The organism is Ferruginivarius sediminum, assembly GCF_003344765.1.
Classification (GTDB): Bacteria; Pseudomonadota; Alphaproteobacteria; order Kiloniellales; family Rhodovibrionaceae; genus Ferruginivarius; species Ferruginivarius sediminum.
This window is the reverse complement of record NZ_QPMH01000012.1, coordinates 93,039-112,485: the sequence shown is the minus strand read 5'-3', so window position 1 is coordinate 112,485 and position 19,447 is coordinate 93,039. Positions and strand designations below refer to the sequence as shown.

Annotated in this window: 24 protein-coding genes and 1 tRNA gene; 14 read left to right on the top strand and 11 right to left on the bottom strand. The window is 61.8% G+C overall.

Annotation, left to right across the window (positions count from 1 at the left end; translation table 11 throughout):
* Positions 1-179: 179 nt before the first annotated feature.
* The 13 genes from DRB17_RS13365 (at position 180) to DRB17_RS13310 (ending at position 7,766) form a co-directional block, all read left to right on the top strand.
* Positions 180-419 (top strand): hypothetical protein, encoded by a 240-nt coding sequence (locus DRB17_RS13365; protein ID WP_114582715.1) that lies wholly within the window; start codon positions 180-182, stop codon positions 417-419.
* Between the two features lie 115 nt (positions 420-534).
* Positions 535-879: a hypothetical protein gene (locus tag DRB17_RS13360; protein WP_114582714.1), complete on the top strand. Its 345-nt coding sequence runs from the start codon at positions 535-537 to the stop codon at positions 877-879.
* A gap of 63 nt (positions 880-942) precedes the next feature.
* Positions 943-1,548 carry a hypothetical protein gene (locus DRB17_RS13355; RefSeq protein ID WP_114582713.1) on the top strand — a complete coding sequence of 202 codons (606 nt, stop codon included), beginning with the start codon at positions 943-945 and terminating at the stop codon, positions 1,546-1,548.
* Positions 1,545-2,213, top strand: a complete 669-nt coding sequence (locus DRB17_RS13350) for an HK97 family phage prohead protease (RefSeq protein ID WP_147274911.1) — start codon at positions 1,545-1,547, stop codon at positions 2,211-2,213. The genes DRB17_RS13355 and DRB17_RS13350 overlap by 4 nt, the downstream gene beginning before the upstream one ends.
* Positions 2,214-2,349: 136 nt before the next feature.
* The gene (locus DRB17_RS13345; protein WP_114582711.1) at positions 2,350-2,655 is read left to right on the top strand and encodes a hypothetical protein; all 306 of its coding nucleotides are present in this window, start codon (positions 2,350-2,352) and stop codon (positions 2,653-2,655) included.
* A 19-nt stretch (positions 2,656-2,674) separates the two neighbouring features.
* Positions 2,675-3,013, top strand: a complete 339-nt coding sequence (locus DRB17_RS13340; protein WP_114582710.1) for a P27 family phage terminase small subunit — start codon at positions 2,675-2,677, stop codon at positions 3,011-3,013.
* 62 nt (positions 3,014-3,075) lie between these two features.
* On the top strand, positions 3,076-3,537 hold the full coding sequence (locus DRB17_RS13335) for a hypothetical protein (RefSeq protein ID WP_147274910.1): 462 nt from the start codon (positions 3,076-3,078) through the stop codon (positions 3,535-3,537).
* Complete coding sequence (locus tag DRB17_RS13330; protein WP_114582708.1) at positions 3,537-5,372, top strand: hypothetical protein; 1,836 nt, start codon at positions 3,537-3,539, stop codon at positions 5,370-5,372. Before DRB17_RS13335 ends, DRB17_RS13330 begins: the two co-directional genes overlap by 1 nt.
* A complete protein-coding gene (locus DRB17_RS13325; protein WP_114582707.1) occupies positions 5,369-6,175 on the top strand; it encodes a hypothetical protein in 807 nt (268 codons plus the stop codon). The genes DRB17_RS13330 and DRB17_RS13325 overlap by 4 nt, the downstream gene beginning before the upstream one ends.
* A complete protein-coding gene (locus DRB17_RS13320; RefSeq protein WP_114582706.1) occupies positions 6,168-6,446 on the top strand; it encodes a hypothetical protein in 279 nt (92 codons plus the stop codon). The genes DRB17_RS13325 and DRB17_RS13320 overlap by 8 nt, the downstream gene beginning before the upstream one ends.
* 2 nt (positions 6,447-6,448) lie before the next feature.
* On the top strand, positions 6,449-6,715 hold the full coding sequence (locus tag DRB17_RS19980; RefSeq protein ID WP_147274909.1) for a hypothetical protein: 267 nt from the start codon (positions 6,449-6,451) through the stop codon (positions 6,713-6,715).
* Positions 6,705-6,908, top strand: coding sequence for a hypothetical protein (locus tag DRB17_RS13315; RefSeq protein WP_114582705.1), 204 nt, complete (start codon positions 6,705-6,707; stop codon positions 6,906-6,908). The genes DRB17_RS19980 and DRB17_RS13315 overlap by 11 nt, the downstream gene beginning before the upstream one ends.
* Before the next feature lie 270 nt (positions 6,909-7,178).
* Positions 7,179-7,766, top strand: a complete 588-nt coding sequence (locus DRB17_RS13310; RefSeq protein ID WP_114582704.1) for a Panacea domain-containing protein — start codon at positions 7,179-7,181, stop codon at positions 7,764-7,766.
* Positions 7,767-8,513: 747 nt separating this feature from the next.
* Here DRB17_RS13310 and DRB17_RS13305 read toward each other — a convergent pair.
* The 7 genes from DRB17_RS13305 to gyrA all read right to left on the bottom strand — a co-directional run bounded on the left by DRB17_RS13305 (position 8,514) and on the right by gyrA (position 14,142).
* Positions 8,514-8,741, bottom strand: coding sequence for a hypothetical protein (locus DRB17_RS13305; protein WP_114582703.1), 228 nt, complete (start codon positions 8,739-8,741; stop codon positions 8,514-8,516).
* A 3-nt stretch (positions 8,742-8,744) separates the two neighbouring features.
* Positions 8,745-9,029, bottom strand: coding sequence for a hypothetical protein (locus tag DRB17_RS13300; protein WP_114582702.1), 285 nt, complete (start codon positions 9,027-9,029; stop codon positions 8,745-8,747).
* 2 nt (positions 9,030-9,031) lie between these two features.
* A complete protein-coding gene (locus DRB17_RS13295; protein ID WP_114582701.1) occupies positions 9,032-9,592 on the bottom strand; it encodes a hypothetical protein in 561 nt (186 codons plus the stop codon).
* A 3-nt stretch (positions 9,593-9,595) separates the two neighbouring features.
* On the bottom strand, positions 9,596-10,267 hold the full coding sequence (locus DRB17_RS13290; RefSeq protein WP_147274908.1) for a hypothetical protein: 672 nt from the start codon (positions 10,265-10,267) through the stop codon (positions 9,596-9,598).
* 336 nt (positions 10,268-10,603) lie between these two features.
* Positions 10,604-10,679, bottom strand: a tRNA-Lys gene (locus DRB17_RS13285).
* Positions 10,680-10,762: 83 nt separating this feature from the next.
* Positions 10,763-11,317 (bottom strand): pantetheine-phosphate adenylyltransferase, encoded by a 555-nt coding sequence (gene coaD, locus DRB17_RS13280; RefSeq protein ID WP_114582699.1) that lies wholly within the window; start codon positions 11,315-11,317, stop codon positions 10,763-10,765.
* Positions 11,314-14,142: a DNA gyrase subunit A gene (gyrA, locus tag DRB17_RS13275; protein ID WP_114582698.1), complete on the bottom strand. Its 2,829-nt coding sequence runs from the start codon at positions 14,140-14,142 to the stop codon at positions 11,314-11,316. Before gyrA ends, coaD begins: the two co-directional genes overlap by 4 nt.
* A gap of 284 nt (positions 14,143-14,426) precedes the next feature.
* Between gyrA and DRB17_RS13270 the strand changes: the two genes are divergently transcribed.
* Entirely contained in the window at positions 14,427-15,572 is a 1,146-nt protein-coding gene (locus DRB17_RS13270; protein WP_114582697.1) for a hypothetical protein, read from the top strand.
* An 8-nt stretch (positions 15,573-15,580) separates the two neighbouring features.
* Here DRB17_RS13270 and DRB17_RS13265 read toward each other — a convergent pair whose 3' ends face one another.
* The 4 genes from DRB17_RS13265 to DRB17_RS20340 all read right to left on the bottom strand — a co-directional run bounded on the left by DRB17_RS13265 (position 15,581) and on the right by DRB17_RS20340 (position 19,317).
* A complete protein-coding gene (locus DRB17_RS13265; RefSeq protein WP_161958815.1) occupies positions 15,581-16,669 on the bottom strand; it encodes a cytochrome-c peroxidase in 1,089 nt (362 codons plus the stop codon).
* Between the two features lie 62 nt (positions 16,670-16,731).
* A complete protein-coding gene (locus tag DRB17_RS13260) occupies positions 16,732-17,964 on the bottom strand; it encodes an MFS transporter (protein ID WP_114582695.1) in 1,233 nt (410 codons plus the stop codon).
* A 278-nt stretch (positions 17,965-18,242) separates the two neighbouring features.
* Complete coding sequence (locus tag DRB17_RS13255; RefSeq protein ID WP_161958814.1) at positions 18,243-18,995, bottom strand: pentapeptide repeat-containing protein; 753 nt, start codon at positions 18,993-18,995, stop codon at positions 18,243-18,245.
* A complete protein-coding gene (locus tag DRB17_RS20340; protein ID WP_161958813.1) occupies positions 18,973-19,317 on the bottom strand; it encodes a hypothetical protein in 345 nt (114 codons plus the stop codon). The genes DRB17_RS13255 and DRB17_RS20340 overlap by 23 nt, the downstream gene beginning before the upstream one ends.
* Positions 19,318-19,447 lie beyond the last annotated feature (130 nt).

Below are 19,447 nucleotides of genomic sequence, written 5' to 3'. Positions count from 1 at the left end.
ACTGAAACGCCTCGGCAAAGCTCAACTGACCCGTCCGCTTCAACGCCATTCCAACCTCACTGCGCCAACCACAAGCAGGGAATCACACCTCGCCCATTTCGCAAAGGTCCCTACGGGGGAGAAGGGTGGCCGCCTTTGGGGCGGCTGGCCACCCCATTTGACGGCCAGGAGACGGACTCATGATGACAGCCGAACAGCCAGCGATTGTTCGCACCTTCCGCGTCGGCAAGCGCACCGTGACGCTCAGCGTGGAAACGCCACGCCGTGGCGAGGTCGCGAACATGATCTGCGAATGGTCGCCAGACAGGCCGCGACGCCTAAGCCGCAAAGAGTGGCGAGAGTATCGGCGGGGCCGCGATGCCGCGCTGGCCGACCTCGCCGAAGCAATGGGCGCGACGGTCGGGGTGATGGAGCTGTGACGACGGGGGTGCCCTCAATCGCTGACGGCTGGTCGCGGTGGAGCGGCGGCGAACCTCTGGTTTGCTAAACCGTAACATCGCGAACGCTGAATTAACATTGGCTGATGGAGGAATCATGACGGACGGAAGGCGCCTTGCCCGGCTGCGCCTCGACCTCGACAGACACGACAGCGCCCGCGCCGCCGCCGCACAGTTTCTGGATCAACTCGCAGCCGCAACCAACGATGCGCGCTACAGCCGCGCGGCCGGGCACATCAGAGGATCGAACGGCGGACGCCAACCTTGCGGCGACGACGAAACCGCCCTGCACGAAATGCGATGGCTCCTCGAATCCGGCAAGGCCCGAAGTATCCGCGATGCGGCGCGCAAGACGGCGGCGACGATGAACAGCATCACGGCACTCGAATCCGTCGAAGACAGGCTTAGGCGCAAGTATCGGAAAAAATTTGGGAGCGTCTAGTAAAATCCCACGACACGCCTATCCCCATCGGATATCGTGGTTGTGCGAATAAAGGGGAACGGAATGCATATCTCGCTGTCAGACACGACGACCGAATACGCGGCGCTTCTGGAAAAGGATGCCGAACTTAGCGACATGGAGAAGCGCCTCGACCAAGAGCGCGACCAGATCGCCGCTGACCTGCGTCGACAGGAGATTCACAGTGAGCAGGAATGGCGTACCAAGGTTGGTAGCCGGCAGCGTCGCCCCGCCGATGACCGCGCCGCCGAACTCCTCAATGGCTACGCTAGCCCGAAGGTTGATGCAGAGCCGGATAACCCGTTTCCTCGCCTGATCGAGATTGATGACGAAATCCGCGCCTGCCGGCAAGCACGTCGACAACTTCGCGACAAGATCGAGCAAGAACGTCTAGTTGCCTCGGACGAAATCTGCCGGCAGGTGAAGCCGGAACACGACCGCCTGCGGGACAAGGCGGCAAAGGCGCTGGCCGAGGCGATCCGCGCCTATGACGCGTACGGGGATTTCAAGGCGCAGCTTCGCAACGCCAACGTCTCATTCGGCCAGCTTGGCGTCCTGAATGCCGACACCAGCGCCATCCGCCGGGAGCTTGCGCGACATATCCGTGACGGGAACCTGAACCGAAACATCGTGAAGGGGATCAAGACGTGAATCGCCACCTCTCCCCGCTCGCAATGGCGGATGCCGACCGCCTCCACCAACTCACGCAAGCGCGCCTTCGCGCGGGTGCCCCGGAAATGGCGCCCCCGCCGGTCGGCAAACAGCCGATGCCCGCAGTCCAAGGTCTGGCGATGTCGTATCGGAGGGCTGCAGCTCGCGATGGCCATTACGTCGTTTACCTGCCGGGCGCATTCGAAAAGGCCCTCCAGGGCAGCCGGCCAATCAACCTGCGGAAAAGCCATAACAAGGCGAAATCCTACGGCAGCACAGCCGACGGCAGCCTCGAAGTCTGCGACGGCCCCCACGGCCTCGGCATCCGCTGGACGCCAAAATGCGAGGCCGGGCAGCGCCTGTTCGAGGAGGTGCGCGAAGGCAGACTCTGCGGCCTGTCCGTCGGCTGCCTCCGCCGCAGTGTGTCGAACAAGACCATTGCCGGGGAGTTGGTTGTGTTCGTCCACGAGGCGGACCTGACCGAGATCAGCCTCACGGAACAACCCGGCATGAGCCAGACAGCCGCGTGGATCACCAACGCCGCGTCCGCGCCGCCGCTCCGCGAGGCCGTCGCATCGGGCAACCTCCGGTGCCGCGCCGCCCGGTTTCATGTGGATCGCAGTTTCGAAAGCCTCTCAACCATCCTGGAGCGCGCTCATGATTAGCTCCTTTACCCCGCAAAAAACTCCTGAGCCTGAGTTGCGGCGGCCGGACCAGTCGCAGGTGTCCGGGGCCAAGAACAGCGACAGCGGCGGGCCGCCTCTCCTTTGCGGCCGTGGTCGTACCACTGAAGGTCACGAGATGAATGAGCGGGATGGCGGTGCAAGTGCAAGTGCCGCTGTCCCGCCGCTCGTGCTCGACTACCAGAACGTGGAAGGAATGCGCGCCCTGGTCGATTGGGCACGGCAACGAGGTGACGAATACCTTGTGCGGCTCGTTCAGCAGTATCGCGACACAAGAGCAACGGGCGCCCTGTCCGCTCTGCGGGACCGCATCGCCAGCATGTCGCACGACGACCAACAGGACATCGCGGACATCCTCAGAGGGGGGGGGTGGGTCAAGACCTGTCAGGCAAGCGGCCAGGAGCGGCGCGGAACCTCCGTGTAGCCAAAACTAAGGATTTGCTTTGAAAAGTTCGGCACAAAAGCGCAGAAATCCGCCAAAAACACTAAGCCACGAGGCGCGCGGCTGGTGGAAAAAGCTCGTCGCGGATTACGAATTTGACGACGAGGCCGCTTTTTTATTGCTGCAAACGGCGCTCGAAGCCTTCGACCGAATGCGCGAGGCGCAGGCGACCATCGCCGCAGACGGAGCCGTCATTCTCGACCGTTTCGACCAGAAAAAAGCGCACCCGTCGGTGACGACCGAACGGGATTCGCGCTCGCAAATGATCCAGGCGCTCAAGTCCCTAAATCTTGATTTGGAACCGCTGAACGACGGCCCCGGACGGCCGCCGGGGAGTTAGACATGGCAACCAACAGGCGCCGCAGGGTCAGAAACCGCAGGGACGATGCCGAGCTTCAAGTCGTGCGCCGCCATCTGGTCGACGGCGACGTGCGGCCCAGCGACTGGCATTTTACCTATCCGTGGTTTCCGATTGACCATTATGTGAAGCCGATGTGGGAGCGGCTGCGCGATGACATCCTTGCCGCGCATATCCGCGATCATCCGGGCACGCGGCCGCACGGCTGGTGGCGCTTCGATGCACCAGAGCCGCGCCGCCAAGTCGGCGGAACCGGGCAACCGTCGGACGCCTTGTTGCCTGCCCTGAAAGATACCTATTCGTTCGGCGTCCCAACCTCGTGGTGGAGCGATGATAACGCGGCAATTCACGGCTGCGGCATCCCCGTCGATCCTGACGACCCCCCGCTGATCGAATCCGAAGCCGCGTACCTGGACCGCCACAACCTCCTGACCGATGCCGAGCGGAAGCGGCTGCCGGCGGCGGCCTTCGAGCCGGAGCGGCTCAACCTAAAGGACGATGAATAATGGCAACCATCGCCAGCATCTTCGTTGATCTGCAAGCAAACTCGGCAGGGTTCCAGCGCGACATGAGCAAGGCGTCCGAGGCGGCCCGGTCGAGTACAGCGCGGATCAACCAGAGCCTGTCCAAAGTTGACAAATCGTTCGGCAGGATGACAGGCAGCGTCCAGAAAACCGTCAAATCGTTCTTCTCGTTGAAGGGCGCCATCGGGCCGCTGGTCGCGGCGGCGGGCGTCGGCGGCATCGGCGCGCTGGTGAGCAAGAGCCTGTCCGCTGCGGACGCCATCGGGAAGATGTCGGCGGCGGCGGGCATCAGCACGAAAACACTCCAGGAGCTACGCTTCGCGTTTTCCCAGCAAGGCGTGGAAACCGCCAAGGTCGATGACTCACTCAGGCGCTTCAACCGCCGCCTGGGTGAGGCCAAGAACGGTAGCGCCGAATTTGGAAAAGCCTTCAACCGGGCCGGGGTGGACATCGGCCAGACGACGAACGGCGCCTTGGAGCAGGCGCTTGTCCAGCTTTCGAAGATGGAGGACGCCAGCGAACGCGCGGCGACGGCCAGCCGCCTATTTGGCGAAGATGTCGGCCCAAAACTCGCGGCCGCGCTCGGCAACGGCATCGGCGCGATGCGCAGTCTACGACAGCAGGCAAATGAGCTTGGCATCGTGATCGAAAAATCCTTGATCGAGGACGCGGAATCGGCCCGGAGCCGGATGGACGCGCTCGGCAACGTCATGTCCGCGCGGTTGACCTCGGCGGTTGCGCAGGTTGCGCCGCAACTCGACAGCCTGTTCTCGCAAATCCTTGAGGATTTGCCGAAAGCGCTGACGGGCCTGGAACGCTTCTCACAGCGCTTGGGCCTGATCGATCAGTTATCGGATCGCGCCAAGGCGGCGGAGTTGGCGCAGGAGCTGGCCAAGGTCGATGAACGCTTGCAGGGGATGCGCAATCTCCGCGAAACCGCGGGGCCGGTCGAGGACGCGCTCCGCTTCCTGGGGCTGTCGGACCTGGACGAAGCCATCGCACAACTTGAACAGCAACGAGGCGAGCTTGGCCGCAAGATCGGCCTTCTCCGCCGAGAAGCCGATCCGCTTGGCCGACTGTTCGTGGAAGGGGCAATCGGCTTGAACAGGTTCAGTGCAGCGGCGGGAGCGGCGGAACAACCGACCAGCGCGCTCGGCCTTGCCATCAGCGACTTTGTGGTGAATGCACTGGAGTTGCCGAAGGCATCGGCGCGGATGCAGGAACTCGGCCAGCGTGTCTCGGCCATTAACGACAACGTCGTAGAGTTCCGGGAGAACCAAGTCGAACAGACGAACGCCATGGCGAAGCAGGCGCGTCAGGCGGAAATTCTGGCTGATGTACTGCGTAACCAGGGCGGAGATGCTTACGAGCGGGTTAAGGATCAGATCGACCTCGTCAACACCGCCCAGCGTTTGAACATCGATATCACCTCGAAACAGGGGACGGAGTGGGCCGAAAACTTCCGCCGCCTGCAAGATGCCGAACGCCAGATGCAGGCGTTCCGAGAGGAACAGGCCAAGGCGTCGAAGACCAGCGACGATCTCGCCGGCAGCGCGCGTGATCTCGGTCTCAGGATGCAAAGCATGGCGGAGATCGCCAGCGAGTCCGTGCGGGAGATCGTTCGCGACACGCAGTCCACCGTGACGGGTGCCTTCGACCGCCTGTTCGACGGGCAGATCAACAGCTTTGGTGACTTCTGGGATGAGATGATCAATGTCGCCCGCCGGGGTCTTGCCAATTTGGCGGGGGCGATTGCCATGCAGAAGTTCATCACCCCCGTTTGTTGTGCCCCCGTTGGCGGCGGGAGACTGGCATGACGATCTTCGCGGCCGTGATCTTGCCGGAGACCGCGCACGTCTGTACCGATACCGCCTGTTTCCAAGCGGACGGCGAGTTCTACAGCTTCACGAGCAAGCTATTCCCGCTGCCGCACATTGATGCCGTGATCGGCGGCCGGGGCGCGCGGGAGCCGCTTGCCGACGCATATTGCGAGTTGCTGGCCGAACCCCTGCCAAACGGCGTCGACGACCTTGCCGAACGCGGCCAGGAGATTTTTCGCAGGCGCTTTGCACGCTACATGACCAGGACCGGGCGCACGGCCCGCATCATCAGCATGGCCGAATTCGCGACCACGACGCCCGACGAGATGATGGAGGCGTTCGTTATTGGGTACTCGTACAGTCTCAAAGTCTATCGCGGCCTCGCTTTCCACAACATCGAATCCGACTTCGCGCCGATGTTCTTCGACCCGAACTCGGACATGATGTCGCCACCGGCAAACGTTGTCGGGTTCCAGTGGACGACCTCGCAGCCGGGCGTCCATGACGTGGTGCGGGCAAGCAAGGCGCAATACAAGGCTGCGGCGGAGAACGGCCTTGGCAACTACGTCGGCGGCGAGGTGCAGGCGGCGACGTTGCGGCCCGGCTCCATCGAAGTGCGCACCATCGACCGATATCCGAACTACAACAATCTCGTGACGGCCATTGGTGGCACCGTCCGTCCTCTCGCCAGCAAGTCGCCGGAAGCAAGGCAGAACACACCGCAGGCGCCGCAAGGCTTGTCCAGGGCCGAGCGGCGGCGCCTGGAGCGGGAACAGCGGAAAGGCCGTCGCCATGCATGATGATGTGAAAGACCTCGCCAAGCACCTCGAACAGATGTGGAGCGGTTGCGCCGAAGTCCGCAACGAATGGCAAAAATCGTTTCTCCAGCAATACCCCCAATACGCCTGGGAACAGTGCGACATAATTTTGTTCATGGCGGGGTTGTTCGGGATTGTCGAAGAAGAAGGCCGTGCGGAAGGCGTCCGCTTCCTGCGGGAAACGGCGAACGCGCTGGAGCTGGCGGACGTGATGACCACCCGGAACAAGCTGCCGGGGCCTGTGAGACAGTGAACGTGCCGCGCTTTTACGCCCAGCCGGACGCGGCGCGTAACCCCGGCGGGTGGGTAAAGGGCACCCGCCGGGGCATGACACGGGAGTGCGCCATGCCGGACAAGAGCTATCGCAACGACGTCACCCCGGCACAGGCGGAGGAACGGCATCAAGCCTTCGCCATGCTTCTGAGGACGGCGTGCAGGACGATCAACGAGCAAGGCCGTGGCGATAGCCTGCGGAACCTTGAACGTGCCGTGCAGCGGATCGTGAGCGCCTATGGCGAATGATACCACCATCCGCGCCTTGGCGATGCACGCGGCCCTCGTGACCGGCGGCGACCTCGGGGCCGTGGAGCGGGCGGAAGGGTATGCGCGGCTGATTCAGGAGTATGCGGATACAGGCGATTGCGCGGAGCTGCGGCAGACGACCGAGGTCGCACGGCGGGAGAACGCGGATGCTGGAAACATGCCAGTGGATTGATAGCGGTCCGAGCTTCGACGATATATGCAAGTGCAGGTGGCCAACGTGGTTCGGGAATATTATGAGAAGGTTTATATCTAACACGGTAACACCCGTTGACGATTCAGAGTCGCCAAGCCACTTATCAGATGTGGGCACTTGGAAATCGAGGCCCATTGTGTCACCCTGCAACCTACACGAAGCGTAAACGGATGCTATGTAAGCTCTGGACTGCAAGTTGAGAGGCGTCGCAGATTTTCGGGCGAGTACTTGCGACGGGGCGGAACCAAGATGAAGTTCGTGCAAGACATAATCCGATTCCCAGTGAATCCGGACAAGTGCATCCAAGGGGTGGATCTGCTGGCACAACGTCAGCCGGGAATTACCCAATATTACGTCTGTAAAGTGTTCTTTTTTGCGGACCGGGAGCATTTGTTGGACTGGGGTCGCCCAATTTCCGGCGATCGCTTTGTCGCAATGGAGCATGGTCCGGTACCGTCCTTCGTATATGATTTGCTGAAGAACTGTGACGCTGAACCGGATGAGGTTGTTCAAAAGCTCAATGAGCGCGTACTGATAGAGCGCCAGCATAATATGCTCAAGGTATACTCCAAAGGGAAAAACTCATTCGATTTGCTTAGTGGAAGCGATGTTGAATATCTTGAGTGGTCGCTGAAAAAGCATATCCATTTATCCTTCGGCCGATTGCGCGAACTGTCCCATCAAGACCGGTCCTATAAAGCAGCTTGGGAAAAGCCTGGTTTAAACAACGAGATGGATATCTCGTTGTGGTTTGGCGATAATGACGAGGAGAGGGGCGCAGCCTTGGATGAGCTTTCAGGTAAGGCGAATATTATGTTTTCAACTGCAGCAGAATAGATGACGCGTTTTGTTGAAAAAGTGGGACATTTTAAGCATTTGGTATCCTGAGTCACGACAACCTCATTTTAAATATTGTATATGCATATGTCCCAAAAGATATTGGTTTTTATTTATCAACTCGGACCCACCGGTTGGCCGGAAAGCTCGTAAATACGCGGTCGAAATTGAAAATTATCAAGCCACATTCCTTAGATATAGATCATATATTGACACGACTTTTGTTGCCAAATTTGACAAAGATAGAGTTTCCGACGCCCTCAATAGCGATAACGGGCAATGTGGTGCTTTAACCCCCCAGCTGCGAAGTGAAGTTAAGCATATGGCATCTCAGCATAAAGTACTAAATATCGCTGAATTAAACGCCGTGCTTAATGATTGATATAATATTAATAGATATTACTGATGATATATTGAATGTCTATATTGTCAGAAGCGAGATCAACTTATAAGGGCGTCGAGAGAAACGTACGAGTGTGTGGATTGGTTCGCCCCACTGGGCCGCCCGCTGGACGCTGCGCTCGGTGTTCCCAGTCTTCGATGCCGAGTCAGCCGCGAAGGACGAAAACTTTTCGTCTTTCGTCTGCTTTCCTCCGCCGGCTTTACCTGGAGCACCACCCTGCCGCGTCTCCGGATGCAGCCGCTCGTATAGTTCCTTCCGCCGGGCGATGTGGGCGCGGGATGCGCCGTGAAGGAAAAGCCCCGCCGCACGGAGCGACGGGGCAGATACAGGGATTGGGGATGGCGTCAGGCGGCTTTTGTCTGCGGGTTCTCCGCAAACCTGTCCGCCTCTTGAATGTGCCGCTCCAGTTGCCGCGCAAGGTAGGCGAGGCGATCCATTTCCGCCTTGTCGGCTTCGGGCAGTCCGCTGCGGTCGAACTCAATGAGGCCGTCTCGCAGCATATCGGCGGCATGGGCCGCGTCTTGCAGGCAGTAAAGCAGATCGTTCCATTGGCGATGATCGAACTCAGGCATGGCTCAGGCCCTCCCCGTCACGGATGCCGCTGCAAGTTCCGCGATCATGCAATGCATGTCGCCTCTGATGACGTAGTCGAACGATTGGTTGTAGCGGCACATGAACTCGTGGAACGGCTCGAACGTCTCATCCGTGTGCGGCTCCCCTCGTGCTTGGCCGCGCAGGTAGTCGAGGGCTTGCTCGGCAAGCTGGTGGTCGAACTTGAAGCCATCCGCGACATGGCAGGTGGACAAGGTGTTCACGACCACCTCAAGGCGTGCGAGGGCTGCGTTCTTGTCGATAGCCATGACTACACCTCCCCGGCCGCACGCATGACGGCCTCAAACACGCGGTCGACCAGACGGCCGCACACGTCCGGGCACCAAGCCTCGAAGCCGTCGACCTCACGCCAGTGTTGCAGCACTTTGGCTTGAGCCGCAGCGCCGGCAGGGGAATCCGCCGCGATGTCGGCCATCTGCCGCTCAATGTGCAGCCCTTCGGCCAACAAGGCGTCTTCGCGCGCCCGGAGGCGATCCAGGCCAGCGTCGACCTGCCACTGGCGGCGGGCCTTCTCGCGCCCGTCGTAGATCGCCACGGCTGCTTGCTGATCGCCCCGGTTCAGCGCGGCGCGGCTATCTTGCCGAATGCGATCCGAGTGGAGTTCCGGCGGCATCCCCCCGTCGATCCGGTCGTATTCAGATTCGATCTGATCAACTTCGGCGTGGACGGCCGCGAACCGTCGCCACAGCGCCCACAGCCGGGCGTCATTCGGCCCCTGAGCGGCGTTCGCCATCGCCCCGGCAGTCGGCAGTGCGGACGCTACCGCCGCCGCTGTCGCGCCCGTGAGGGCGTTCCTGCGCGTGATCGGCATGGTTCAACCCTCCCCGGCGAGGCGTTGTACGTCATAAAGCGTGGCAATCATGCCGCGCTCGAAGACATCGGCGTGGCAGTTACCGTTATTGTCGTAGAACATCAGTTCCGCCTCGACGCGGCAGATGGCGGCGCGAGCTTCGGCGCCCCTGATCGTATCCGCCGGGGTGTCGACCATCCGCTGGAGAATGACATCCTGCAAAGTCAGAATCTGGTCGCGACGATCAACGACATTGTCGCCAAGCCGCGCCGTCTCGCGTTCCTTCTGACGCTCCAGCGCATACCAGCGACGCTCCAACTCCATCAGGCGCCGGTCGTTCGGGCCGATCACGCTTTCAGCCTCTAGCGCCTTGCCGATGACGTCGGCTCCGATCCGATTCCGCCACCAAGCCAGGAAAAGAAGCTGGTCGGACGGGATGCGCCCGATTCCTTCGTCGTAATACCCCCCACGGCCGAATGTTAGGGAGACCCCAAGGCTTCGGGCGGTGTCGATCCAGGCGCGGGCATCGAGCGGCATCCGCTCGGCAACCATGCGAGCGGCGTCAGAGTAGCGTGGACCAGTGCTGGTCTCGTTGTTCTGGAGAACACTCGCTCCGGCCGTGGCGGGCACCGCTGCGGCGATAGCGGCGGCGGCACCGGAAACAAGGGCCGTGCGGCGATTAACTTTTGTTGTCATAAGAACCTCCCGTTGATGGGCCTGCCGGGAGGCTGCGAATCGATTGATGCGCTGCTATGTATTGCATAGCCCCTCTTGCCTCCATGCAGGCGGGTGGGGTTAGGGCCAGTCGGGAGCTAGCACCTCCCGGCTGGTCCGCCTATTCCAAACCTTCCCCCGCGAAGTTTGCAACGGAAAAAACGGGTTACTTTTCCATACGCCACCTAGGCGATGGCGTGCGCCGTGTTGGAAGGAAGTCCCTGCCGCTGCAACCTAAACTGCAACCTATTTGCCAAACCCCACCCGTCGCCGCTTTCGGCGGAATGTGATTTTTGCTGGTTTTATCGGGGGTTAAGGTGGTGAGCCCGGCAGGACTTGAACCTGCGACCCGCTGATTAAAAGTCAGCTGCTCTACCAACTGAGCTACGGGCTCGCCGTGCGCGCTTGGCGCGATTCGCGGGGCGGACGATAGGTCGAGCCGGGGCCGCGGTCAACATGGAAGGGCGAGGGTTCGCCCTAGTGTTCCGCCGCGGTCCGGCCGGCGAGCTTGGCGGTATCCTCGCCCTCCCTGGCGAAGCGCCGGGCAAGGTGCTCCGCTACGCGTGGACTGACAAAGGTGGAAATATCGCCGCCAAGGGAGCCGATCTCCTTCACGAAGCGGGAGGAGATGAACTGCTGGCGCTCCGAAGCCGTCAGGAAAACCGTCTCGATCTCCGGATTCATCCGCGTGTTCATGCAGGCCATCTGGAACTCATATTCGAAGTCCGAGACAGCACGAAGCCCACGCAGGATAACGCTGGCGCCGACATCGACCGCGAAATGCATCAGCAGCGAATCGAAGGCGTGCACCTCCACATCTGCGCCGTTCGTTTCCAGCTCGTCCATTTCCTCGCGGACCATCTCCACCCGCTCATCGGCGGAGAAAAGCGGGCCTTTGCCGGCGTTCGTCGCCACGGCGATCACAAGGCGGTCGACGACCTTGGTGGCCCGGCTGATGATATCCATGTGGCCAAGCGTGATCGGATCGAAGGTACCGGGGTAGACGCCGACAAGCGGCCCGCGCTGCTTCATTCCTGATCCTCCGGTTCCTCGCCGGCCGCGCCGCTAACTGGCCCGTCGCCATCGTTGCCCGTGTCGGCGACGGTATTCTCTACGACACTCTCACTGCCGCCCTCGGCATCGGCGCCTTCGTCGCCGTCCTCGGCCGCGGCTTCGATATCGCGTTCGGCCAGTCGCGCGACCGAGACGACGCGCTCGCCGTCGGCAACCCGAAGCAAGCGCACACCGCGCGTATTCCGGCCGGCGACGCGGATGCCCTCGACCGGACAGCGGATAAGCTGCCCGCCGTCGGTCACCAGCATGAGTTGATCGCCAAGATCGACGGAGAAGGCCGCCACCACCTCGCGCTGCACGCCGTTGCGGGCGAGGTCCATGTTGGCGATCCCCTGCCCGCCCCGGTTCGTCACACGGTACTCGTAAGCCGGGGTGAGCTTGCCGAAGCCGTCGTCGGCGACGGAGAGGATCATCTCCTCCTGCTCCTCCAGCTCGGCGATGCGCTCGGACGGAATCTCGATGCCGACGTCCTGCGGCGTGCAGGGCGCCTCGTCCTCCGTCGTGCGACGGCGGGCCGTGGCATAGCGAAGGTAAGCCTCGCGCTCCTCGATCGTCACATCGACGTGATGGAGGATCGACATCGAGATGACGCGGTCGTCCTTGCCCAGCCTGACGCCGCGCACGCCGGTCGAGTCCCGGCCGCGGAACACGCGCACGTCGGTGACCGGGAAACGTACCGCCTTGCCGCCGGCGGTCGCCAGCAGGGCGTCGTGCTCTTCCCCACAGACCCGCACGGAAACCAGCCGGTCGCCCTCGTTCAGCTTCATCGCGATCTTGCCGTTCGCCTTGACGTTGACGAAGTCGCTGAGGCTGTTGCGCCGGACATTGCCGCTGGCCGTGGCGAACATGACGTACATCTGCTCCCAGGTGCTCTCGTCCTCGGGAAGTGGCATGCAGATGGAAATCGTCTCGTCGGCTTCAAGCGGCAGCAGGTTGACGAAGGGTTTCCCGCGCGAGGCCGGCGTGCCGGTTGGCAAGCGGTAGACCTTCAGCTTGTAGACCATACCCCGCGACGAGAAGAACAGCACCGGCGTATGCGTATCGCAGACGAAGACCTGATCGACGAAGTCCTCCTCACGCGTCGACATGCCCGAGCGGCCCTTGCCGCCCCGCCGTTGCGCGCGATAGGCCGACAGCGGCACGCGCTTGACGTAGCCGTTGTGGGAGACGGTGACGACCATCTCCTCGCGCGGGATCAGGTCCTCGTCGTCCTGCTCGAACTCGCCTTCCTGCAGTTCGGTGCGGCGCGGGTTGGCGTAACGCTCCTTGATCTCGACAAGCTCGTCGCGCAGCACCTGCATCAGCTTGTCGCGGGAGCCGAGAATCGCCAGGTACTCCTGGATCTTGGTGACGATCTCGTTCAGCTCGTGCTCGATCTTCTCGCGCTCCAACCCGGTGAGGCGATGCAGGCGAAGGTCGAGGATCGCCTTGGCCTGCTCGGGTGAAAGGCGATAAGTGCCGTCCTCGGCAACGCGGTGGCCCGGCTCGTCGATGACGGCGATGAGCGGCGCCACGGCGTCCGCCGGCCAGGCCTTTGCGATCAGGCCCTGGCGCGCCTCGTCCGGGCTCGCCGCCTCGCGGATGAGCTTGATTACGGGGTCGAGGTTCGCCACGGCGATGGCGAGGCCCACCAAGATGTGCGCGCGCTCGCGCGCGCGGGCCAGTTCATAGGCCGTGCGCCGGGTGATCACTTCTTCGCGGAAGTGCACGAAGGCCGCGATCACGTCCTTCAGCGACAGCATTTCCGGCCGGCCGCCGTTCAGCGCCAGCATGTTGACGCCGAAGGTCGTCTGCAGCGGCGTGTGGCGGTAAAGCTGGTTCAGGACCACGTCCACCTGGGCATGCTTGTGGCATTCGATCACGACGCGCAGGCCGTCACGGTCGCTCTCATCGCGCAGGTCAACGATACCGTCGATGCCCTTGTCGCGCACCAGTTCGGCGATACGCTCCACCATGCGGGCTTTGTTGACCTGGTAAGGCACCTCGGTCACGACGATGGCAGTGCGGTCGCTACGCGCCGGTTCGGTATGGGTTCGCGCCCGCATCACGACCGAGCCGCGCCCGGCGTGGTAGGCGTCGCGGATACCCTTGCGGCCCACGACCAGGGCGCCCGTCGGGAAGTCCGGGCCCGGCAGATGTTCCATCAGGCCCGTTACATCAATACCCGGATCGTCGACGTAGGCGCAGCAGGCGTCGATCACCTCGCCCAGATTATGCGGCGGAACGTTGGTTGCCATGCCAACCGCAATGCCGCCCGCCCCATTGATCAGCAGATTGGGGAAGCGCGCCGGCAGGACCGTCGGCTCCTTCGTCGTCTCGTCGTAGTTGTCCTGGAAATCGACGGTGTCGCGGTCGATGTCCTCGAGCAGCGCTTCGCTGGCGACACGGGCCAGCCGGGCCTCGGTGTACCGCATGGCCGCCGGCGGGTCGCCGTCCATCGAGCCGAAGTTGCCCTGTCCGTCCACCAGCGGCAGGCGCATGGAGAAATTCTGCGCCATGCGCACCATGGCATCGTAAATCGCGGCATCGCCGTGCGGGTGGTACTGGCCCATGACGTCGCCGACGATGCGCGCGGACTTACGGTACGGGCGGTTGTAGTCGTATCCGCCCTCCTTCATCGCATAGAGGATGCGGCGGTGAACCGGTTTCAAGCCGTCGCGCACGTCGGGCAGGGCACGGCTGACGATGACGCTCATGGCGTAGTCGAGGTAGGAGCGGCGCATCTCCTCCTCGATGGTCACCGGCGTTATATCACGATGGTCGGTTGGCGGGTTGTCGCTCACGCGTCTTTTCCTCGTCGGTATGCCTGTGTTGGTATGTCTGGAATCGCTGCCGGGTCGCGGTCAATGTCGCGGGCTCGAGACTCGTGCCCGAGAATGCCAGATGCCACGCGCCATGAAGCGTCACCCTGCCCCCTGAAGCAACGCCAAATATACCACATTTCGCAACTGCGAACAATCTGAACACGAGATGGCGCGGATGCCTGATAAATTCAATGCAATGGTTAACGGAATGTTCTCGAATTCGTGCCTAAACCGAGCCTGAGGGGACATTCATCGGATCATCCATGCAACCGCCGCAATCCGCGCAATCGGAGGCAAGGCCCGAGCCGGTCGAGTGGGACGCCGCGCTTGGCCGTGGCGAAAGCTGCCTGAAGGCGAATGCGCAACGTGTGCGCGTGCGCGGTCGCAACCCCGCCCGCGCCGCGTTGTCTGCGCTGAAGCGCCGCGGGATCGGAGTCGTCGATGCATGGAAACTGGATCTCAACATTGCCGTTTTCGCGCGAGGACAAGCCTCGCCGCCGCGCGCCGTCTTCGCGGTGGCCGGCCCCGCCGAGGCGCCGGAACTACAGCTTCGCTTCGCCCGTATGCTGCCGCAGGACTCGAGACTTCACACCAGTAACGGGCCGCTGGAAGCCGAAGCGGTGTGGGCGGAGGTGCCGAGCGTCATCCGCCGGAAAGCGGAGATCGATCTCGGCAGGCTCGGAATCCGCGCCTTTCTGACGGAAGCCTTCTGGCAGCGCGAGGTCAGCGTCTATGTCGGCACGGCGCTTGTCCTGACGGCATTGGGATTCCCGATGACCCCCGCCGTTTTCATCGTCGGTGCCGTGCTGATTCTTCTTCATGGGGCCGCGCGCCTCGGCTGGGACGAGGTCCGGCTACGCCTGCGCCGCCGCCATATCGCCCGCGATCCCGCCACGCAGCCCGAGATCGACAGAGCCGCGGGATACCGCGTCCTGATCCGCGCCTTGGGGCTGAACCCCGACAAGCCGCTTCCGGCCCTGGGACAACATGTGCTCAGCGGCGATATTGCCGTACCCGACGGCTTTGCGGATCATGCGGTGCGATTGCTCGTGGACGAGGACGCTCGCGTCGATCTAGGCGGCCTGTCGGCTCCAGGCGCGCAGGACAATCCCGAAGATGAAGGCGATTCCATAACCCTGCCGGACACCGATGGAAGCGTGACGGTCGTCTTCCGTAGCCGCAAGCCGCAGCGCCAAGGTCGGCGCAACGCTCCATCGGTCGACCGGGAACGGGAAACCGACACCTATAGTGCCGGACACGCTGGCTCTGCCGGCGGCGTCCCCGCCAAGCTGGACGTGACCGAAATCGGCAGCCGCAGGCCGTCAGAGGACGAGGACATCGAGGTCATCGACGCCGAACTCCTCGACCCCGACGACGACGTGCCGCCAGGGCCAACGACCGCGACTTGATCCTGACGCTATCTGGCGTATTCGGGCTGTCGCTGTGTGCCCGTCAGCGCGTTGAGGAATGCGACCAAGTCGTCCACCTCCTGCTCCGAAACCTCGAACGGCTGCATCAGCGGTGTCTTGTTGGCATGGTCCCCACCGCCGGCAGCATAGAAGCGGACGACTTCCTCAAGCGTCTCGAAGGCGCCGTTATGCATGTACGGCGCGGTCTGCGCGATGTTCCGCAGGCCCATGGTGCGGAAGGCGCCAAAGTCGGTGGTATCCTTGGTGATCTGCGCTCGGCCCGGATCCTCGGAGAGATCCGCCCAGCCTTCGTAGCCATTGCGTTTGGCATCGAAGCGAATCGAGGCCATAACAGCCGGCTCGCTGGTCACATGCGCGTCGGGGACACCGAGATTGTAGAAGTTGTTGTCGCTCAGGTTCGGGCCGTTGTGGCAAACGACGCAGTTGCCCTTGCCCATGAAGATGGTCAGGCCACGCTTTTCGGCGTCGCTCAACGCGTTTCGGTCGCCACGCATGTAGGCGTCCAACGGGCTGTCGTCGAAAACGAGCGTGCGCTCGAAAGAACCGATCGCCTTGCCGATCCGCTCCTTCGTGATTTCGCCATCCCCGAACGCGTCCTCAAAGGCCAAGACATACGACGGGTCGGTCTTCATCGTTTCGATCATAAGATCGTGGTTGTTGTTCATGTGAAGGACATTGCCCATCGACCCGAGCGGCTGCTTGTCGAGCGCACCGGCACGGCCATCCCAGATCAGCGGAAGGTTATAGGCCACGTTCACCAGAGTGGGAGAATTGCGCCTTTCCGCCTTTGATGGATAAGCCGGCCCAAGCTTCTGCGGCACGGCAAATCCGTGATTGGGCAAATGGCAGCTTTCGCAGGACACGGACCCGTCGCCCGACAGCGCCGCGTCCTCGAACATGCGCTTGCCCAGTTTGACCTTCGCCTCGGTCATGGGGTTGTCGGCCGGGATCGGCACGGGGCCCAGGTGGCCGATGGCGTCCGTGACCTCCTCAGGCGCCGGCGAATTCGGGCTGGCCACCGCAGGCACTTGGCTGACGGCCAAGAGCACTCCAACCGCCACAAATCTCTTTATCATTCGAGTTTCTCCCGTCCGAAGCAAAGCAAGCATGGCGACTCGCAAACAATTTTAAGTCGCAATTATACGGCATCTTCCACTTTACCTTCAATCGACGATTCAGCGCCGCAAGGCGCGTCCGGCATGGCCGGTTCGTCACGCCGGTCACTCTGGATCCGCATGGCAAGCGCCATGATCGCTATGGCAATCGCGCAGGAAACAATGAACATGAGCTCGAAAGATCCCGTCTGCGCCTTGATCGTGCCGCCGACGAAGTTGAACAGCGCCGCGCCAGAGCCCAGGCACAGGTTACCGATACCGTAGGTCGAGCTTGCATCTCTCTCGGCCACCATCTTCGAAACATAGGCCGGAAACATGCCGAACGTTCCAAAGTACGCGAGACCGAAAATGCAAGCGGTCGCGACCACGGTTATGGCCGACGGCCACAACAGGGTTGTCATGATCGCCAGCATCATCGCGAAGTGCCCGTAGATCAGGCCCTCACGAACCGAGGTCCGATCGGCGAGTTGCCCGACGAGCACACCACTTGCCATCCCGCAAAGACCTAGAAGGCTCCAGGCGAGCCCGCTCAGCTCCGAAGAGATGCCGAGGTCCGAGCGGACATAGGGCACGAAGTAAGTCAGGAAGACCGTCAGGCCGCCGCCGGAAAGAAACATCATTGCATAGACCCGTAGCGCTTGGCGCGAAAAGCTGGAAAAGCGACCTCTGCCGCTTCCCTGCTTCTGGCCCTCCTGTCGCGGCACGTCGGGCACCACGACGAGTCCCACAACGGTCAGCACCAGAGCCACGACGCCAAAGACATACCAGGACATCGTCCAGTCGAACGTTCTGTTGATGACCGGCACCAGGGCGCCTGTAATCGCGGTGCCATAGGCCGTGCCGCTGCCGATGATCCCCAGCGCGCGGCCATGCAGCCGCTCGTCGATCGCATGCTGGATCAGGCGCACCATCGGCACCCAGGTCGTCGCCGTAAGGGCGCCGAGTGTGCCCACGAGGACGCCGATGACGAGTGGCTCCCGCACCGCGCCGAGCGCACACAGGAACAGCCCGGTCAACCCTACGGAGCCGACGATCAGAAGCTTCGGATTGACGAGGCGCGCAAGAAAGCCGCCCAGGAAGGAGAAGGCCAGGTATCCGATCTGGTTGACGGACGTCATCGCGGCCAAGCCGTCGTAACCGATCACCCCGTCTTCGATCATATCCGGGGCCAATAATGGCAGCATGTACCGACCGAACGCGAATCCCACCATGATGTAGGACGTCAGCAGCACGAGCAGCGGCGCAATCGACAGCACGTCTTTTCACACACGCATTTGGCAGCTCTCTCCCTCCTGCCAGCAACGTGCACGGATCGAGCAACTGGTTGTACGCGTGAACCGACCGATAAAAATCCATTTTCGCCATGGATTCCGCTTAACATTATATAATTTTCTGCATTTGCCCGGATCGAATGAAAAGGAACGACCTGCGGGATGCTGCCAGTCGTTCAGTGAACAGGCAACTCCAACGCCATGATCGGACCTTCCAGCCCGACTGCTACGATACCCATCTTTCGCGCTAGAAGGGTCTTTTCTTAGCCGATTGGTGCCCGCCGCAAAATCAGGCCGGAGCTATCCTCGAGCGTCAGGCCATCCGACTGTGGGGCAAATTGATTGCAAGTACCGACCGATCCCGAATCGCACATTACTCCGTTGATCCAAATGGCGCCCGACAGGTCTGCGGCAGGCTGCCATTCGCTTCCCTTGAACCGAGCACCTGTTATGTTTGCGCCCTCAAGGTTGGCACCGCTCAGTCGCGCCCCGGTGAACACGGCGCCTCGCAGATCGGAATCGCTCAGATCGGTGTTCCGCAAGCTTGCACCCTCGAATCTGGCCTTCTGGGCATCGACATCGCGGAGGTTGGCCCCATCCAGTCTCGCGTCGGCTAGGCTTGCCCGCCGCAGGATCGCCGCCTCCAGGTTTGCATTCTTGAGCCGGGCACCTTGCAAGTTGGCATCGGTCAGGTTCGCCCTGCGCAGGATTGCGTCGGTCAAATAGGCACCGCTCAAGTCCGCGCGGACAAGTTGGGCCGTTTCGAGATTTGCGTCCTCGAATCGGGCTACGGCCAAATCCGCGTTGCTCAGGTCCATCGACCCGAGATCGACGCCCGAGCAAGCGGCGTAAGGTTTGATCTCGCACGAGGGGTCTTGCGACCAAGCCGTTGAGATGAGTGCCGCCGAGAGAACCGCGAAGGTAAGCAACAGGTCGAACGAGGAAAGGCGGGCGCGACGGCCCGCCTTTTCTGCTTTCCGGATTCCGCGCCACTTACGCTGGCCGAAGGAGGTCATCGCACTGATCCACGATCTCATCCTGGTAATCGGCCTTCTTGGCCGTTGTTGGAGCAAACTGCTTGGCCAGCTTCTCGCGAGCATCGTTGTCCCAGCCCTCCAAGGCACTGGCCTTCTTGCCTTGTTCCTTCCAGTGGGCAAGGGCATTCGTCTCACATACCTGAGCCAACGCGGACACCTTGGCGGCTTGAACTTTCTCGTTCATGGTGCCTGTAGTCACAATCCAATCCGCACTGAAGCCGATAATCGCTATCCCCACTGCGCCTACGGCTGTCCCGAGCGCATAGGGTTTCAGGGATGTGATCGAATCGCGGATATTCATTGTGGGCTCCCGTTTGCTGAATTCCAGTTAACGGGAGCAACATTCTGTGCTTTTCATATGTCGGAAATGCGGCGTTCGCGTGACGATATGTTTACTCATCCGCTGCCCGATTTTTACGGACATCGCCGCA